We start from the raw sequence: 2,243 nt of genomic DNA, 5'->3' as shown, positions 1-2,243 counted from the left end.
GGGTGGCTGGTCGGACGGGCGAACCTCTGGGTGCGGTCACGGGTGACGGATGCCACGGTGAACACCGTCATCTCGTTCACGGTGCCGTTCCTCGCCTCGGTGCCGAGCGAGGCGCTCGGGGCATCCGTCGCCGACGAGCGAGGTCACCGAGGGCGAGTTCGCCGTCACGCGCTCGGGCGTCACGGTGATGGCGGCCTTGCGGAGCAACGTCTTCAGGTCCTGCTTCTGCGCGGGCAGGCAGATGGTGACGACGTCGCCCTCGCTGCCGGCGCGGGCGGTGCGGCCCGAGCGGTGCAGGTACGCCTTGTGCTCCATGGGCGGGTCGACGTGGATGACGAGCTCGACGTTGTCGACGTGCACGCCGCGCGCCGCGACATCCGTGGCCACCAGGACCCTGGCCGAGCCGTCGGAGAACGCCGCGAGGTTGCGGTCGCGCTGCGGCTGCGACAGGTTGCCGTGCAGGTCGACGGCGGGGATGCCCTGGTCGGTGAGCTTCTTCGCGAGCTTCTTCGCGTGGTGCTTGGTGCGCATGAAGAGGATGCGGCGGCCGGTGCCCGACGCGAGCGCCTTCACGAGGTCGTTCTTGGCGTCGACGTCCTCGACCTCGAACACGTGGTGGGTCATCGCCGCGACGTGCGAGGTGGCCTCGTCGACCGAGTGCAGCACCTCGTTCTGCAGGAAGCGCTTGACGAGCTTGTCCACGCCGTTGTCGAGCGTGGCCGAGAACAGCAGGCGCTGGCCGCCCTGCGGGGTCTTGTCCATGATGCGCGTGACGACGGGCAGGAAGCCGAGGTCGGCCATGTGGTCGGCCTCGTCGAGCACGGTGATCTCGACGGCGTCGAGGGTCACGAAACCCTGCTTCATGAGGTCCTCGAGGCGGCCGGGACAGGCGACGACGATGTCGACGCCGGCGCGGAGCGCGTCGACCTGGCGCTTCTGGTTGATGCCGCCGAAGATCGTCGTGGTCTTCATGCCGTAGGCGGCGGCGAGCGGCGCGAGCACCGCGTCGATCTGGGTGGCGAGCTCGCGGGTGGGGGCGAGCACGAGGCCGAGGGGGCGGCCGGGGCGGCGCTTGCCGCCGGCGAGCGATCCGCCGAGGCGCGCGGCCATGGGGATCGAGAACGCGAGGGTCTTGCCCGAGCCGGTCTTGCCGCGGCCGAGCACGTCGCGTCCGGCGAGCGTGTCGGGCAGGGTGTCGACCTGGATCGGGAACGGGGTGGTCTTGCCGTCGGCGGTGAGGGCCGCGACGATCGGAGCGGGCACGCCGAGCGTGCTGAAGGTGGTGTCGGTCACTGGTGCCTTTCGGGGCAGAGCGCACCGCACGGGATTGCGCCGCATTCGGCGGCGGTTCGGACCCGTCGGTGGGAGAGTGGCGAAGGCGCCGGTCGGCGCATCCGTTCGCCGTACGAGAATCATCGGGCGCCCTCTGATGAGGCCCTGCCCGGAAGCGTTTCTACGACGCAGGCGGCGCGTTCGTCGCGCTCACCGAGAGCCACTCTAGCGGATGCCGCTGCACGCCCCCTGTGCGCGGCCGCTCAGCGCGGCATCCGCTCGCCGACCGGCACCTCCTCGTGGAGGGTGTTGCCCGGCTGCGCGAGGGGGCACGACCACGACGGGTCGTAGGCGCACGAGGGGTTGTAGGCGAAGTTGAAGTCGATCACGAGCGAGTCGCTGTCGGAGCCCGGCCCCAGGTCGGCGCCCTTCACGGTGTCGAGCAGGTAGCGCCCACCGCCGTACGTGCCGCCTGGCGCGCCGGCGAGGGCGTCCTTCACCGGCACGAAGAGTCCGCCGCCGTACGTCGTGAGCCGCCACACGTCGAGCGTGCCCAGGTAGGGGATGCGCACGGTGCCCACGAGCGAGAACGGGATCGCGCCGTCGGATGCGCTGTCGACGGTGATCCGCACCGGCTCGTCGGGGCGGCGCACCTCGAGCTCGAACCGCCAGTCGGGGTCGTAGCGCGACACCGTCAGGCCGGTGAACCGCGCCCGGTCGTCGGGCAGCAGCGGCGACTGCGGATGCCCCGCGAAGAGCTCATCGCGCCCCGAGCGCCACAGCTCGTGGCCCTCGGCCGGGTCGTGCACGCTGAGCTGGCGCCGACGTGCCCGTCGATGAGGAACCCGATCACGGTTCCGGGTTCGCCGTCGAAGTCCATCTCCTGGATGCCTCGGGCGGCATCCCCGGCGGTGAATCCGGCGACCGAACCCACCTCGCCTTCGGGGACGTTGGCGAGGTACGCCTCGAGC

1 protein-coding gene and 1 pseudogene are annotated in these 2,243 nt (G+C 71.3%); both read right to left on the bottom strand.

Annotated elements, in window-relative coordinates:
- Nucleotides 1-126: 126 nt before the first annotated feature.
- A pseudogene (locus tag GH736_RS21465) lies at nucleotides 127-1,293 on the bottom strand (DEAD/DEAH box helicase); the annotation flags it as partial.
- 242 nt (nucleotides 1,294-1,535) lie between these two features.
- Nucleotides 1,536-2,081 (bottom strand): DUF1684 domain-containing protein, encoded by a 546-nt coding sequence (locus tag GH736_RS21460; protein WP_235934604.1) that lies wholly within the window; start codon nucleotides 2,079-2,081, stop codon nucleotides 1,536-1,538.
- Nucleotides 2,082-2,243: the final 162 nt, after the last annotated feature.

The organism is Agromyces humi, assembly GCF_009720255.1.
GTDB lineage: Bacteria > Actinomycetota > Actinomycetes > Actinomycetales > Microbacteriaceae > Agromyces > Agromyces humi.
Note: the sequence above shows the minus strand (reverse complement) of the source record. Positions and strands in the feature narration are given on the sequence as shown.